The organism is Cupriavidus sp. OTU4054 (assembly GCF_038440175.1).
GTDB classification, from domain to species: domain Bacteria; phylum Pseudomonadota; class Gammaproteobacteria; order Burkholderiales; family Burkholderiaceae; genus Cupriavidus; species Cupriavidus pauculus_D.
The window spans coordinates 1-13,293 of sequence record NZ_JASATF010000014.1 but is presented as its reverse complement, the minus strand read 5'-3'; the positions used below and the strand labels follow the sequence as shown (position 1 = coordinate 13,293).

The window sequence follows — 13,293 nt, the reverse complement described above, 5'->3', positions numbered from 1 at the left end:
GTGGCTCGGCTGGCTCAGCTAGCCAGCCAGTCGATACCCGGCCGCCCATGCCGGGCCAGGAAATCGTTGGCCGCGCGGAAATGCCCGCAGCCCAGAAAACCGCGATGCGCCGAGAGCGGCGACGGGTGCGGAGCCTCGAGCACGCAATGATCGTCACCCGCGAGCAGCGCGCGCTTGGCCTGCGCATGGCTGCCCCACAGCATGAATACGAGATGCGGCCGCGCGGCCGCGAGCGCGTGGATCAGGCAATCGGTCACCGCCTCCCACCCGCGCTTCGCATGGCTGGCCGCCTGGCCCTGCTCGACCGTGAGCACGGTGTTCAGCAGCAGCACGCCCTGACGCGCCCAGCCTTCGAGGTTGCCCGAGCCGCGTACGCCATCCACGCCGTACTCGGCCCCGATCTCCTTGAAGATATTGCGCAGGCTCGGCGGCACCTTGACGCCCGCGGGCACCGAGAACGCCAGCCCATGCGCCTGCGGCACTTCTGCGCCACCGACCGTGCCCGTGCCGTGATATGGGTCCTGCCCGAGGATCACGACCTGTACCGCTTCGGGCGGCGTCAGATGCAGCGCGTGGAATACCGCATGCGGAAACACCGGCTTGCCCGCTTCACGCTCGCCATCGACGAACGCGCACAGGTTTTCCCATGCGGCGCCCTGGAGGCACGGCGCGAGCAACGCGCGCCATGCGGCGGGCAGCGCATCGACCTGCGTCTGCACGCTATCGACGATGGCGGGCTTGGACGCGGGCGTGGCGGGTGTGGCGGGCGTGGCGAACAGATCGGCTTGCATGCGGTAGAAAAGGGGCGGGATAGGGAGGGCTGACAGTCGAGGGCTGAGAGTCGAGGGCTGAGAGTCGAGGGCTGACAGTCGGCAGCCGTTACGCGACGGGCGCGGAGGAGGACGCGGGCGGTTCCGTCAGACGATAACCGCGCGCGGCCTTGCTGAGATCGGACGGCGTCAGCGGGGCCACCGCACGCAACCGTTCGCCCAGCGCGCGCAACGCCGTCTCGGCGTTTGCTTCGTCGCCGGACAGCCATTCGAGCTCGAGCTCCTGAATCGCGTCGATGGCCGCCACACCCGCCGCGCTGATCGTGCCCGTATCGAGCGCGGCCTCGATGCGCGCGCCATCCTGCTCGACGATCCACGTCCGGCGCACGAAGTCGGTACGGAACGCGGGCGCAAGCTGCGTCATCAGCGGCGCCAGCACCTTGCGCGCCGCGTCGGGAAAGCGATGCAGCTCGATCGCCTCGCCGGCCACCGGCGTTTCCCACTCGTTGCGCGATGTCATGCCGCCCACGCTCTGGCCGACGGTCTTCAGCGTCTGCAGCCACTGCGTGTCCTTGCGCCGCAACCGCAGCGCGGCGCGCGCCCGCGCCAGATCGCGCGCGGGCGTGTCGAGGTACACGTTGAGCATGGTCACCTCGCCACACGCCTCGCCATGCTGGTCCAGCCAGCCCGACACCACGGCCAGTGCGTCGTCTGGCACGGACAGCTTCAGCTCGATCTCGCGACCCATGAATGCAACTCGCCTTACGCGAACAGTCGCGCGAGTTCCACGCCGGGCTCGGGCGCGCGCATAAAGGCCTCGCCCACGAGGAACGCGTGCACGTTCGCCTCGCGCATGCGCTTGACGTCGTCCGGACCGAGAATGCCGGACTCGGTCACCACCAGCCGTTCAGCGGGCATGCGCGGCAGCAGGTCCAGCGTGTTGTCCAGCGACACCTCGAACGTGCGCAGGTTGCGGTTGTTCACGCCGAGCAGCGGCGTCTTGAGCCGCAGCGCGCGATCGAGCTCGTCCGGGCCGTGCACTTCCACGAGCACGTCCATACCGAGCTCGTGCGCGCAGGCTTCGAGCTCCGCCATCAGGCCCGGATCGAGCGCGTCCACGATCAGCAGGATGCAGTCGGCCCCCCACGTGCGCGCTTCATAGACCTGATAGAGGTCGATCATGAAGTCCTTGCGCAGCGCCGGCAGCGGGCACGCGCCGCGCGCGCGCTTGAGGAAGTCCGCATGGCCCTGGAAGAAATTCACGTCGGTCAGCACCGACAGGCAGGCGGCGCCGTGCGTGGCGTAGCTCTCGGCAATGGCTTCCGGCACGAAGTGCTCGCGCAGCACGCCCTTGGACGGCGACGCCTTCTTGACCTCGGCGATCACGCCCGCATGGCCGGCCGCGATCTTCTCGCGAATGGCCCGCTCGAACCCGCGCGGCGCGAGGCCTGCCTCGGTGCGCAGGCTCTCGGCCTCGGCGCGCAGGCTGGGTAGGTCGCGCACCTTGCGCGCGGCGTTCACTTCATCGGCCTTCACGGCCAGGATTTTCTGCAGGATGTCTGACATGGCGATACTTTTCGATGTGTGCCAACCGGGTTGGTAAGCGCACGGGGCGCCGGGGTTCCCGCAGACTGTTGCGGGAGCAACCGGTCTTATCGGAACTGCTGGGTGGCGCGCACGAACTGGTCGAGCTTCTCGCGCGCGGCGCCGCTTGCAATCGCTTCGCGCGCGCGGCCGATGCCGTCCTCGATCGACGACGCCACGTTGGCCGCGTACAGCGCGGTGCCCGCGTTCAGCGTCACGATCTCGCGCGGGGTGCCGGTCACATTGGTCAGCGCCTCGAGCACCATTTCCTTCGACTCGGCCGCGTCCGCCACCTTGAGGCCGCGGTTGGAGATCATCGACAGGCCGAAGTCCTCGGGGTGGATCTCGTACTCGCGCACTTCGCCATCCTTGAGCTCGCCGACCATCGTGGCCGCGCCGAGCGATACCTCGTCCATGCCATCCTTGCCGTAGACGACGATCGCATGCTTCGCGCCCAGGCGCTCCATCACGCGCACCTGAATGCCGACGAGGTCGGGATGGAACACGCCCATCAGGATATTCGGGGCATCGGCGGGATTGGTCAGCGGCCCGAGGATATTGAAGATCGTGCGCACGCCCATTTCCTTGCGGATCGGCGCCACGTTCTTCATGGCCGGATGATGGGTCGGCGCGAACATGAAGCCGATGCCGGTCTGCGCGATGCACTCGCCCACCTGCTCGGGCGTCAGCATGATATTGACGCCGAGCGCCTCCAGCACGTCCGCGCTGCCCGACTTCGAGCTCACGCCTCGATTGCCGTGCTTCGCGATCCTGGCGCCAGCCGCCGCCGCGACGAACATCGACGCCGTGGAGATATTGAACGTATGCGAGCCGTCGCCGCCGGTCCCGACGATATCGACGAAGTTCTCGCGGTCCGCCACCGGCACCTTGTTCGCGAACTCGCGCATCACCTGCGCGGCCGCCGAGATCTCGCCGATCGTTTCCTTCTTCACGCGCAGGCCGGTCAGGATGGCCGCGGCCATCACGGGCGAGATCTGGCCCTGCATGATCTGCCGCATCAGGTGCAGCATCTCGTCATGAAAGATCTCGCGGTGTTCGATGCAGCGGGTGAGCGCTTCCTGTGGCGTGATGGACATGGCGGTGTTCGGTTGGCTAGGGTCGGTGGCGGTGAGTCCGGGCGTATCGAGCCGCCTCACTTCGCGGGCTCCGCAGGATGCCGCGGCGTCTTCAGGAAGTTGGCCAGCAGCGCATGCCCGTGTTCCGACAGGATGGACTCCGGATGGAACTGCACGCCCTCGACGGCCAGCGTCTTGTGCCGCACGCCCATGATCTCGCCATCGGGCGTCCATGCGGTGACCTCGAGGCAGTCCGGCAGCGTCTCGCGTTCGATGGCCAGCGAATGATAACGCGTCACGTCGAAGTGTCTGGGCAGGCCGGCGAACACGCCGTCCTGCGTGGTCTCGATCGTGCTGACCTTGCCGTGCATCACCTGCTTGGCGCGAATCACCTTGCCGCCGAACGCGTCGCCGATGGCCTGATGACCCAGGCACACGCCCAGCAGCGGTACCTTGCCCGCGAAATGTTTCAGCACGTCGATGGAGATACCGGCTTCGCGCGGGCTGCACGGTCCCGGCGACACGACGATATGGTCGGGCTTCAGCGCCTCGATCTCCGCGATCGTGATCTCGTCGTTGCGATAGGTGCGCACGTCTTCGCCGAGCTCGCCGAAGTACTGCACCAGGTTGTAGGTGAACGAATCGTAGTTGTCGATCATCAGCAGCATGGCAATTCTCCTGTCCGGTTCAGAGCTCGGTGTCCAGGCCGTCCTGGACTTGTTCGGCAGCGCGGATCACGGCGCGCGCCTTCGCCTCGGTCTCTTTCCATTCGGATTCGGGGTCCGAATCGGCAACGATGCCCGCTGCCGCCTGCACATAGAGATTGCCGTCCTTGATGATGCCCGTGCGGATCGCGATCGCGAGGTCCATCTCGCCGCCGAACGACAGATAGCCCACCGCGCCGCCATAGATGCCGCGCTTGCGCGGTTCCAGTTCGTCGATGATCTCCATCGCGCGCACCTTGGGCGCGCCCGACAGCGTGCCCGCCGGGAACGTCGCGCGCAGCACGTCGAGGTTGGTCATGCCGTCGCGCAGCGTGCCTTCCACCGAGCTCACGATATGCTGCACGTGCGAATACTTTTCGATGACCATCTTGTCGGTCACCTTGACCGAGCCGATCTCGGCGATGCGGCCGATATCGTTGCGCGCGAGGTCGATCAGCATCACGTGCTCGGCAATCTCCTTCGGATCGTTGAGCAGTTCCGTGGCCAGCTGGGCATCGCGCTCGGGCGTGTTGCCGCGCGGACGCGTGCCGGCCAGCGGGCGAATCGTGATCACGCGCGAGGTATCGTTCTCGACCTTGCGCGTCTCCTGCCGCACCAGAATTTCCGGCGAAGCCCCCACCACCTGGAAGTCGCCGAAGTTGTAGAAGTACATGTACGGCGACGGGTTCAGCGAACGCAGCGCGCGGTACAGCGACAGCGGCGCGTCGCGATACGGCTTCATCAGGCGCTGGCCGATCTGCACCTGCATCATGTCGCCGGCCATGATGTATTCCTTGGCCTTGTGCACGGCGGACAGATAGTCCGCCTTCGCGAACTCGCGGTACACCTCGGTCTGCACCGACGGGCTGGTCACCGGCACGTCCACGGGTTGACGCAGCTTCATGCGCAGTTCTCGCAGACGCTGGCGCGCGCGGGAATAGGCTTCCGGCGTGGTCGGGTCGGCGTAGACGATCAGGTAGAGCTTGCCCGACAGGTTGTCGATGACGGCCAGTTCCTCGCACAGCAGCAGCTGGATATCGGGGAGGTTCAGGTCGTCCGGCTTCTGCGTGCCGGCCAGCGTCTTCTCGATATAGCGGACCGCGTCGTAGCCGAAGTAACCGGCAAGACCGCCGCAGAACCGTGGCAGGCCCGGGCGCAGCGCCACCTTGAAGCGGCTCTCGAACGTCGCGATGAAATCGAGCGCGTTGCCTTCGTGCGTCTCAACGACCTTGCCGTCGGTGACCACTTCCACGCGCTCGCCATAGGCGCGCAGCAGCGTGCGGGCGTGCAGGCCGATGAACGAATAGCGGCCGAAGCGCTCGCCGCCGACCACCGATTCCAGCAGGAAGGTGTTCACGCCGCGCGTTTGCGACTGCGCCAGCTTGAGGTACAGCGAGAGCGGGGTTTCCAGATCGGCCAGCGCCTCCGCGATCAGCGGAATGCGGTTGTAGCCCTGATCGGCCAGCGATTTGAATTCGAGTTCTGTCATGTCGATCCTCTGCTTGCGGCACCCGTCATGGACAGGTGGGGACGCGGCACCGCGATGTCGGCAAGAGGCGGATGCATGCATGCACGGATCCGCCCCCGGGGTATGGACCGTGTGACGATGGCTTGCGGACAAGGGCGCACACGGCTCGGGGTGGCGTGCGGCGCGTTCGTGGAGCTAACCGTAGCACAGGCGCCCGTCATGGGCGGCCCTGCATTACGGTGCGGCAGGATGGGATCTGCTGGGAACTGTCAGGAGACTCGCGAACGCACCTTACGCCTGGATGGAGGCGTGCCAGCGACGCCAGGGCCAAGCCTGCCGATCACTGCCAGAAGAGATGCGTTTGCGGTTGACGAACATTGACGTTCAGGTGATTGACTTGCGATGAATTGACGCTGTGACTAACGCTGCTATTGACGCTGTGACTAACGCCGTGCGGCCAGAAGGGCAGCAACGCGCGCAATGTCGGCGACTATACCATCGGCGTCGACGCCTTGTACAGGGTTCCCATGGTTGTAGCCATATGGCATCAGCAGCACACCGATGCCGGCCGCGCGCGCGGCGCGGGCGTCGTTCTCGGAGTCGCCGATGGCCAGCATGGCCGACGGCTGCAGCCGGAAGGCCTGCGCCACCTGCAGCAGCGGGTACGGATCCGGCTTGCGCAGCGCGAACGCGTCGCCGCCGTAGACGAGCTCGAAATACTGGTCCAGACCGGTGCGTGCGAGCAGCGGCGTGGTGAAGTTCTCCGGCTTGTTCGTCACGCAGGCCAGCCGCAGACCGGCCGCCTTGAGCGCCGCCAGACCTTCCCGCACGTTGGGGTAGACCGACGAGAACTGGCCGTTGATGCGCACGTATTCGCGGTCGTAGAGGTCGTAGGCCTCGTCGAACAGCGCGGTGGCCTGCTGCGGCAGGCGCGTCTCGAGCACGCGCCGGATCAGGTTCTCGGAGCCCTTGCCGACGAAACTGACGATCGCCTGCGCGGACATCGGCTCCACGGGGCCGAGCTCCGGATGGGCGTGCGCCAGCGCCAGCAGCATCGCGTTGATGGCGGCGTGGAAGTCACCGGCCGTATCGACCATCGTGCCGTCGAGGTCGACGATCACGCCTTGAATGCCGCTCCAGTCGGTGCGGCGCAGGATTTCGACGGTCATTGGCCAACCTTCGCCAGCTGTTCGCGCAGCGCGCCGATGATGCCCTTGTAGCCGCCATCGGCATCGGGCTTGCCAAATACCGCGGAGCCCGCCACGAACGTATCGGCGCCGGCCGCCGCGATCTCGGCAATGTTGTCCACCTTTACGCCGCCGTCCACTTCCAGCAGGATCTTCCGGCCCGTGCGTTCGGCGTAGGCGTCGATGCGGGCACGCACCGCGCGCAGCTTGTTCAGCGTCTCGGGAATGAACGACTGGCCGCCAAAGCCCGGGTTCACCGACATCAGCAGGATCACGTCCAGCCGATCCATCACGTGGTCCAGGTGGTGCAGCGGCGTGGCCGGGTTGAACACGAGGCCGGCCTGGCAGCCGTTGTCGCGGATCAGCGCGAGCGACCGATCGACGTGCTCGCTGGCTTCCGGGTGGAACGTGATGATATTGGCGCCGGCCTTGGCAAAGTCCGGGATGATCCGATCGACCGGGCGCACCATCAGGTGCACGTCGATGGGAGCGGTCACATGCGGGCGGATGGCCTCGCAGACCAGCGGTCCCACGGTCAGGTTGGGCACGTAATGGTTGTCCATCACGTCGAAGTGGATCCAGTCCGCGCCGGCCTCGGTCACACGGCGGACTTCCTCGCCCAGGCGGGCAAAGTCGGCGGAGAGGATGGAGGGGGCGATGCGATAGGTGGTCATGACAAGTGGGGGGCGGTGCGCTGGGGCTGAGACGAGCCGGTATTCTACGCTGGTCGGGCCGCTTGCCGCTGCCGGGGCCTTGCCGCACAATGCGGTCACCTCGAGCCAACAAGCCCTGCCGACAATGAGCGAGTACGCATTTTCCGTGACGGTACGTACCCAGTACCTGTCCGACCAGTCGGACCCCGAGCGCGGGCGCTACGCCTTCGCCTACACGATCAATATCCGCAATACCGGCGAAGTGGCCGCGCAGCTGATCTCGCGCCACTGGGTCATCACCGACAGCGACAATGCCTCGCAGGAAGTGTCGGGCCTGGGCGTGGTGGGCCACCAGCCGCTGCTCAAGCCAGGCGAGCACTTCGAATACACGAGCTGGGCCACCATTTCGACCCCGGTCGGTTCAATGAAGGGCGAATACTTCTGCGTGGCCGAGGACGGCCACCGCTTCGAAGTCCCCATTCCCGAATTCGCGCTCGTGCTCCCGCGCATGTTGCACTGACCCGGGGTCAGGACTCGCGCGAGCCCGTTTCCGCCTGCTCCTGCGCTGGCTTCGTGCCACCGTTGCGGGAGGGATGATCGTCGGGCGCGCGCGCGGGGCGCGGATTCTTCTTTGCGGTGCCCATGGTCCAGACGACGATGAACACGAGCAGGAACAGGGCCGCGCCCGCCTCCAGCGCAAACACGAGCATCGGATGGTCTGACAGAAACTGGCTCATCGGGAACTCATTCGGAATGGAATCGTCAGGGATAGCGGTGCGATGCAAATGACGATTGTATGAGATACGGCTTCGATCACAGATGACATATCAAGCAATGACGAACTGGCGCCGCCTCGGCTGGACCGCGATGGCCAGCGTGGCGATCTGGCTCGCCGGCTGCTCGAGCGGCCCGCCCCCACGTGTACAGGGCCCCGGCGGCCCCACGGCCACCACGCCGGGCACGGGTACCGCGCCACCCCCGGCTTCGACCGCGGCCGGCCGCCTGCAGGCCGTCAGCTGGAACGAGGTCGGCGGCTGGAGCGCGGACGACGTACGCGCGGCCTGGCCCGCGCTGCTGGCCAGCTGCCAGGCGCTCAAGAAGCGTCCCGACTGGAACCGTGTCTGCTCGGTCGGCATCATGGTCGATGCGGGCGACCTGCCCGCGATGCGCGAGTATTTCGAGACCAACTTCCAGCCGTACCGCGTGGTCAATGGCGACGGCACGGACAGCGGGCTGATCACGGGCTACTACGAACCGATCCTGCATGGCTCGCGCACGCGCCAGGGCCCGTACCAGGTGCCGCTGTACCGGCGCCCGCCCACGATGGGCAAGGGCCCGCTGCCCGCGCGCGGCGAACTCATGCAGAACCCGGCCATGCGCGGCAACGAGCTGGTCTGGGTCGATGACGCCGTGGAAGCGGCCTTCCTCCAGATCCAGGGCTCGGGCCGTATCCGGCTTCCGGACGGCACGATGATGCGCGTCGGGTTTGGCGGGACCAACGACCAGCCGTTCCGCTCGATCGGCAAATGGCTGCTGGACCGCGGCGAGATCACCCCCGTGCAGGCCACGATGCAGGGCATCAAGGCCTGGGCGCGCGCCAATCCGGCCCGCGTCGAGGAGATGCTCAACGTCAATCCGCGCTTCGTGTTCTTCCGCGAACTGCCCCCGACCAATGAGGGCCCGGTGGGCGCGCTCGGCGTGCCGCTGACCGCCGAACGCTCGATCGCGGTGGATCCGGCCACGATTCCGCTTGGGGTGCCCGTGTTCCTGTCCACGACCCGGCCGCTGTCGACGGAGCCGATCCAGCGCCTGATGTTCGCGCAGGACACGGGCTCGGCCATCCGCGGCGGCGTGCGCGCGGACTTCTTCTGGGGCGCGGGCGATGCGGCCGGCGAGACCGCGGGCCGCATGAAGCAGGGCGGCCGCATGTGGGTGCTGATGCCCCGGAGCTGAGGCAGGCGTCGGCTCAGCGCGGGCGTTGGTCGACGCGTTGGTCGACAATCCGCCGCGCCTTGCCGACCGAGCGCTCGATCCCGCCCACGGGCAGCACGTCGATCGCCGCGCTCACGCCGATATAGGCCTTTATATCGTGCGCGAGCGTCGTCCGCGCGCCGGCCGCATCGGCCGGACTCGCCCCGTGCGCGCACTCCACGCGCACGGTCAGCGTGTCCAGCGGTCCCTCCTTGCCGAGCACGCACTGATAGTGCGGCGCCAGTTCCGCATGCCGCAGGATCAGTTCCTCGATCTGCGACGGAAACACATTGACCCCGCGCACGATCATCATGTCGTCCGCGCGGCCCGTCACCTTCTCCATGCGCCGGAAGGCGGGCCGCGCCGTCCCGGGCAGCAGCCGCGTGAGGTCGCGCGTGCGATAGCGGACCACGGGCATCGCCTCCTTGGTCAGCGACGTGAACACGAGTTCGCCGAATGCGCCGTCGGGCAGCACCTCGCCGGTATCGGGGTCGATGATCTCGGGGTAGAAATGGTCCTCCCAGATCGTCGGGCCATCCTTGGTCTCCGCGCACTCGTTGGCCACGCCAGGCCCCATGACCTCGGAGAGCCCGTAGATATCGACGGCCGAGATGCCGAGCCGTTTCTCGATCGCCAGCCGCATCTCGGGCGTCCACGGTTCGGCGCCGAAGATGCCGAGGCGCAGCGAGGTCGAGGCCGGATCCACGCCCTGGCGCTCGAGCTCGTCGGCAATCGCCAGCATATAGCTCGGCGTGACCATGATGATGTCGGGACGGAAGTCGAGGATCAGCTGCACCTGCCGCTCGGTCTGGCCGCCGCCGAACGGAATCGCCGTGAGCCCGCAGCGCTCCACGCCGTAGTGGGCGCCGAGCCCGCCCGTGAACAGCCCGTAGCCGTAGCTCACATGCACCTTGTCCCCGCGCCGCGCCCCGGACGCGCGGATCGAACGCGCCATCACGGTCGCCCAGGTATCGATGTCGCGCAGCGTATAGCCGACCACGGTCGGCTTGCCCGTGGTCCCGGACGACGCATGGATCCGCGCCACGCGATCCTGCGGTACCGCGAACATCCCGAACGGATAGTGGTCGCGCAGGTCCTGCTTGGTCGTGAACGGAAACCGCGCGAGATCGGCCAGCGACCGCAGCTGGTCGGGATGCACGCCGGCCTCGTCGAACTTGCGGCGATAGACCGGCGAGTTGTCGTACGCATGGCGCAGCGACCATTTGAGCCGTTCGATCTGCAGGTCCTGGAGTGCCTCGCGGCTGGCGGTCTCGATCGGCTCGAGCGGCAGGTCGGTCTGGAACGCGCTGGGGGCAGGGCGCATGGGAGTCTCCTGTCGGTCGTCTCAGGTACCCGGAAGCGGCTCGACCACATGCCCCCGGATCTGCGCGGACTTGCCGCGAAACATCGCCACGGGCTCTCCGGCCCGGTTCGTCACGCGAACATCGTAGATGCCATGGCGCCCGGAGAGGACCTGCTCGACGGCCTCCGCCGTCAGCGTGTCCCCGCCCAGCACGGGCCGCAGGAACTCGACGCTGCAGCCGGCCGCCACGGTATTCACGTTGTGGCTGTTGCAGGCGAACGCGAAGGCCGAATCGGCAAGCGTGAACATCAGCCCGCCATGGCAGGTGCCGTGGCCATTGAGGAATTCGGGCCGGATCGGCATCGACAGCCGCGCGTAGCCGGGCCGCACGGCTTCCACGACCATGCCGAGCCAGCGGCTGCATGCGTCGGCGTCGTACATTGCCGTCGCCGCGGCTTCGGCCAGTGCCTGCGCGTCGCGGTTCACGGGGTCATTCACCGGTGAAGCGGGGCGCGCGCTTCTCGAGGAATGCATTCACCCCCTCGGTATAGTCGTGCGAGCGGCCGAGGTCGCGCTGCAGGTCGCGTTCGAGGTCGAGCTGCGCGTCGAGCGTATGGGTCAGGCCCGCCCGCATCGACTGCTTGATCGCGGCCAGCGCGCGCGTGGGCTGCGCCGCCAGTTGCGTGGCCAGCGCCAGCGCCTGCTCGTGCAGCAGCGGATCGTCGAGCGTCTCCCAGATCAGCCCCCACTTTTCCGCCTCCTCGGCAGACAGCTTGTTGCCGGTCATGGCCAGCCCCATGGCCCGTGCCATCCCCACGCGCTGCGGCAGGAACCACGTGCCGCCGGAGTCGGGCACGAGCCCGATCCTCACGAACGCCTGGATAAAGCTCGCGGACCGCGCGGCAATCACGATGTCGCACGCGAGCGCCAGATTGGCGCCCGCACCGGCCGCGGTGCCGTTGACGGCCGCGATCACGGGCAGCGGCATCGCCTGCAGCCGCCGCACCAGCGGATTGAAGTGGTCGTCGATCAGCGTGCCGAGGTCGGTCGCGTTGCCAGGTGTGAAATCGAGGTCGGCCAGGTCCTGCCCCGCGCAGAAGCCGCGTCCCGCGCCGGTCAGCAGCAGCGCCCGCGCGCCGCCCGCTTCCACGCGGTCCAGCGCGCCGCGCAGCGCCTCGTGCATGGCGCGCGTGAAACTATTGAGCTTGTCGGGCCGATTGAGCGTGACCATGGCGACATCGCCTTGCCACTGCAGCAGGATCGGGCCGGTATCGAGCGACGAACGCATGACGGTCTCCCCGGGGCATCATGTGGAAATTAACCGACCACGCGGTCGGTAAATATCGGCAATATCCCTGATGGCCCGCAATCAGGCGAACCTGTCGTGCATGACCTCGGCCACGAGTTCGCGGCCGCGCCAGTACATGTGGTGGATACGTTCGGAGAATTTGTGGAGCGTCTCGGCGTCGACGTCGTCGTAGGTCAGCACCACGGCGGGACGCGTGCCGTCGCCTTCCAGGCGCTCGAGGATGTTGGAATCGGGCAGACCGTACTTGCGGAGAAAAGCGTGGACGTCGTCATCGGACGCATCGGGATCGATGTTCGTCAGCATGAGGCGTGACATGATGTGCTCCTCGATGTGCGCAAGCCTGAGTCTATGCCCCCAGGTCGCGAAAAGACAGGCAGCACTCGTTACACTAGCCAGCAGTCATAACAAGGAGCAGACATGTCGTACGAGAACATCCTCGTGGAAACACGCGGCCGCGTCGGAATCGTGACCCTGAACCGCCCCAAGGCACTCAACGCGCTCAATGACGCGCTGATGGACGACCTCGGCGCGGCGCTGACGGCGTTCGATGAAGACGAGGCGGTCGGCTGCATCGTCATCACGGGCAGCGAGCGCGCCTTCGCGGCCGGCGCGGACATCGGCATGATGGCCAAGTACTCGTTCATGGACGTCTACAAGGGCGACTACATCACCCGCAACTGGGAAACCATCCGCCGTATCCGCAAGCCCGTCATCGCCGCGGTGGGCGGTTACGCGCTGGGCGGGGGCTGCGAGCTCGCGATGATGTGCGACATCATCATTGCCGCGGACACGGCAAAGTTCGGCCAGCCGGAGGTGAAGCTCGGCACGATGCCGGGCGCCGGCGGCACCCAGCGCCTGCCGCGCGCGGTGTCCAAGGCCAAGGCCATGGACCTGTGCCTGACCGCCCGCATGATGGACGCGGCCGAAGCCGAACGCGCCGGCCTCGTCTCCCGCGTCGTGGCGGCGGACAAGCTGCTCGAGGAAGCCGTGGGCGCGGCCGAGACGGTCGCCGGCTACTCGCTGCCCGTGGTCATGATGATCAAGGAGTCGGTCAACGCCGCCTATGAGACGTCGCTGGCCGAAGGCGTGCACTTCGAGCGCCGCCTGTTCCATGCGACGTTCGCCACCGAAGACCAGAAGGAAGGCATGGCCGCGTTCGTCGAAAAACGCCCGGCCAACTTCAAGCATCGGTAAGGCCGCGGATCAGGGAATACCCGAGGGCGGCGTAGGGTTTTCATGCACATGTTGCACGACGATGAAAACCGGAC

At 67.0% G+C, this 13,293-nt stretch carries 16 protein-coding genes; 3 read left to right on the top strand and 13 right to left on the bottom strand.

Translation table 11 applies throughout. The features are described 5' to 3' along the window. Window positions 1-14: 14 nt before the first annotated feature. From AAHB16_RS17310 to rpe, 8 genes are all read right to left on the bottom strand, one after another. Window positions 15-791 carry a uracil-DNA glycosylase gene (locus AAHB16_RS17310; protein ID WP_342051555.1) on the bottom strand — a complete coding sequence of 259 codons (777 nt, stop codon included), beginning with the start codon at window positions 789-791 and terminating at the stop codon, window positions 15-17. An 88-nt stretch (window positions 792-879) separates the two neighbouring features. After that, window positions 880-1,518: a CYTH domain-containing protein gene (locus tag AAHB16_RS17305; RefSeq protein ID WP_342051554.1), complete on the bottom strand. Its 639-nt coding sequence runs from the start codon at window positions 1,516-1,518 to the stop codon at window positions 880-882. Window positions 1,519-1,532: 14 nt separating this feature from the next. Next, window positions 1,533-2,336, bottom strand: a complete 804-nt coding sequence (trpC, locus tag AAHB16_RS17300) for an indole-3-glycerol phosphate synthase TrpC (RefSeq protein WP_342051553.1) — start codon at window positions 2,334-2,336, stop codon at window positions 1,533-1,535. 86 nt (window positions 2,337-2,422) lie between these two features. Then, window positions 2,423-3,451, bottom strand: a complete 1,029-nt coding sequence (gene trpD, locus AAHB16_RS17295) for an anthranilate phosphoribosyltransferase (RefSeq protein ID WP_150373618.1) — start codon at window positions 3,449-3,451, stop codon at window positions 2,423-2,425. Between the two features lie 56 nt (window positions 3,452-3,507). Further along, on the bottom strand, window positions 3,508-4,098 hold the full coding sequence (locus AAHB16_RS17290) for an anthranilate synthase component II (RefSeq protein WP_150373619.1): 591 nt from the start codon (window positions 4,096-4,098) through the stop codon (window positions 3,508-3,510). A gap of 19 nt (window positions 4,099-4,117) precedes the next feature. Continuing rightward, window positions 4,118-5,623, bottom strand: coding sequence for an anthranilate synthase component I (gene trpE / locus AAHB16_RS17285; RefSeq protein ID WP_150373620.1), 1,506 nt, complete (start codon window positions 5,621-5,623; stop codon window positions 4,118-4,120). Between the two features lie 422 nt (window positions 5,624-6,045). Further along, a complete protein-coding gene (gene gph, locus AAHB16_RS17280; RefSeq protein WP_150373621.1) occupies window positions 6,046-6,771 on the bottom strand; it encodes a phosphoglycolate phosphatase in 726 nt (241 codons plus the stop codon). After that, window positions 6,768-7,463: a ribulose-phosphate 3-epimerase gene (rpe, locus tag AAHB16_RS17275; protein WP_342051552.1), complete on the bottom strand. Its 696-nt coding sequence runs from the start codon at window positions 7,461-7,463 to the stop codon at window positions 6,768-6,770. Before rpe ends, gph begins: the two co-directional genes overlap by 4 nt. Window positions 7,464-7,587: 124 nt before the next feature. Between rpe and apaG the strand changes: the two genes are divergently transcribed. Next, the gene (apaG, locus tag AAHB16_RS17270; protein ID WP_150373623.1) at window positions 7,588-7,962 is read left to right on the top strand and encodes a Co2+/Mg2+ efflux protein ApaG; all 375 of its coding nucleotides are present in this window, start codon (window positions 7,588-7,590) and stop codon (window positions 7,960-7,962) included. A gap of 7 nt (window positions 7,963-7,969) precedes the next feature. On the opposite strand, the gene AAHB16_RS17265 is transcribed toward apaG, so the two are convergent. Next, entirely contained in the window at window positions 7,970-8,179 is a 210-nt protein-coding gene (locus tag AAHB16_RS17265; protein WP_342051551.1) for a hypothetical protein, read from the bottom strand. Window positions 8,180-8,261: 82 nt separating this feature from the next. Here AAHB16_RS17265 and mltA point away from each other — a divergent pair, with 82 nt between their 5' ends. Next, complete coding sequence (gene mltA, locus AAHB16_RS17260) at window positions 8,262-9,395, top strand: murein transglycosylase A (RefSeq protein ID WP_342051550.1); 1,134 nt, start codon at window positions 8,262-8,264, stop codon at window positions 9,393-9,395. A gap of 13 nt (window positions 9,396-9,408) precedes the next feature. Here mltA and paaK read toward each other — a convergent pair whose 3' ends face one another. From paaK to AAHB16_RS17240, 4 genes are all read right to left on the bottom strand, one after another. Further along, window positions 9,409-10,737, bottom strand: a complete 1,329-nt coding sequence (paaK, locus tag AAHB16_RS17255) for a phenylacetate--CoA ligase PaaK (protein ID WP_150373626.1) — start codon at window positions 10,735-10,737, stop codon at window positions 9,409-9,411. Window positions 10,738-10,758: 21 nt separating this feature from the next. Beyond that, window positions 10,759-11,202: a hydroxyphenylacetyl-CoA thioesterase PaaI gene (paaI, locus tag AAHB16_RS17250; RefSeq protein WP_150373627.1), complete on the bottom strand. Its 444-nt coding sequence runs from the start codon at window positions 11,200-11,202 to the stop codon at window positions 10,759-10,761. 4 nt (window positions 11,203-11,206) lie between these two features. Beyond that, window positions 11,207-12,004, bottom strand: a complete 798-nt coding sequence (gene paaG / locus AAHB16_RS17245) for a 2-(1,2-epoxy-1,2-dihydrophenyl)acetyl-CoA isomerase PaaG (protein WP_342051549.1) — start codon at window positions 12,002-12,004, stop codon at window positions 11,207-11,209. Window positions 12,005-12,085: 81 nt separating this feature from the next. Further along, window positions 12,086-12,340 (bottom strand): RNA-binding protein, encoded by a 255-nt coding sequence (locus tag AAHB16_RS17240; protein WP_150373629.1) that lies wholly within the window; start codon window positions 12,338-12,340, stop codon window positions 12,086-12,088. A gap of 102 nt (window positions 12,341-12,442) precedes the next feature. Between AAHB16_RS17240 and AAHB16_RS17235 the strand changes: the two genes are divergently transcribed. Further along, complete coding sequence (locus AAHB16_RS17235) at window positions 12,443-13,219, top strand: enoyl-CoA hydratase (RefSeq protein ID WP_342051548.1); 777 nt, start codon at window positions 12,443-12,445, stop codon at window positions 13,217-13,219. The last annotated feature ends 74 nt before the right edge of the window (window positions 13,220-13,293 follow it).

Bases quoted from the DNA above. Each gene is read 5' to 3' on its own strand.
- paaG (WP_342051549.1), bottom strand. From the start codon at position 12,004: ATGCGTTCGTCGCTCGATACCGGCCCGATCCTGCTGCAGTGGCAAGGC.
- AAHB16_RS17240 (WP_150373629.1), bottom strand. From the start codon at position 12,340: ATGTCACGCCTCATGCTGACGAACATCGATCCCGATGCGTCCGATGAC.
- apaG (WP_150373623.1), top strand. From the start codon at position 7,588: ATGAGCGAGTACGCATTTTCCGTGACGGTACGTACCCAGTACCTGTCC.
- AAHB16_RS17265 (WP_342051551.1), bottom strand. From the start codon at position 8,179: ATGAGCCAGTTTCTGTCAGACCATCCGATGCTCGTGTTTGCGCTGGAG.
- AAHB16_RS17290 (WP_150373619.1), bottom strand. From the start codon at position 4,098: ATGCTGCTGATGATCGACAACTACGATTCGTTCACCTACAACCTGGTG.
- trpC (WP_342051553.1), bottom strand. From the start codon at position 2,336: ATGTCAGACATCCTGCAGAAAATCCTGGCCGTGAAGGCCGATGAAGTG.
- rpe (WP_342051552.1), bottom strand. From the start codon at position 7,463: ATGACCACCTATCGCATCGCCCCCTCCATCCTCTCCGCCGACTTTGCC.
- AAHB16_RS17305 (WP_342051554.1), bottom strand. From the start codon at position 1,518: ATGGGTCGCGAGATCGAGCTGAAGCTGTCCGTGCCAGACGACGCACTG.
- trpD (WP_150373618.1), bottom strand. From the start codon at position 3,451: ATGTCCATCACGCCACAGGAAGCGCTCACCCGCTGCATCGAACACCGC.
- AAHB16_RS17310 (WP_342051555.1), bottom strand. From the start codon at position 791: ATGCAAGCCGATCTGTTCGCCACGCCCGCCACACCCGCCACGCCCGCG.
- trpE (WP_150373620.1), bottom strand. From the start codon at position 5,623: ATGACAGAACTCGAATTCAAATCGCTGGCCGATCAGGGCTACAACCGC.
- mltA (WP_342051550.1), top strand. From the start codon at position 8,262: ATGACATATCAAGCAATGACGAACTGGCGCCGCCTCGGCTGGACCGCG.
- gph (WP_150373621.1), bottom strand. From the start codon at position 6,771: ATGACCGTCGAAATCCTGCGCCGCACCGACTGGAGCGGCATTCAAGGC.
- paaK (WP_150373626.1), bottom strand. From the start codon at position 10,737: ATGCGCCCTGCCCCCAGCGCGTTCCAGACCGACCTGCCGCTCGAGCCG.
- AAHB16_RS17235 (WP_342051548.1), top strand. From the start codon at position 12,443: ATGTCGTACGAGAACATCCTCGTGGAAACACGCGGCCGCGTCGGAATC.